Here is a 258-nt window from a genome sequence, read left to right on the forward strand (position 1 = left end):
TCCCCAAAATGACACGGTCCACGGTTCGCCCGGCGCGCTTGGCAAGCTCCAGCTGGTAGTGCACCAGGACCTGGGCGTGATCGGCCCTGCCGCCGGATTCGCGGAACAAAACCACGGAGTGGGTCTCTGTGCCGGCACTGAAGAGGGCCGGGTTGACCCCGATAGTGGACTGGAGCGCTGCCGAACGGTGCGTCAGGGTCGCGGCGAGGGGGTCGACGTCGGACCTCGCGCCGTCCGCATCGAGGATGGTCACCAGTT

1 protein-coding gene is annotated in these 258 nt (G+C 67.1%); it reads right to left on the reverse strand.

The genetic code is table 11. The annotated features are described in order from the left end of the window. On the reverse strand, positions 1-258 hold a 258-nt coding region (locus SB764_RS42100; RefSeq protein WP_410867051.1), incomplete at both ends, for a hypothetical protein.

The sequence above is a fragment of the Paraburkholderia sp. SIMBA_027 genome (assembly GCF_046535315.1).
GTDB classification, from domain to species: Bacteria; Pseudomonadota; Gammaproteobacteria; order Burkholderiales; family Burkholderiaceae; genus Paraburkholderia; species Paraburkholderia tropica.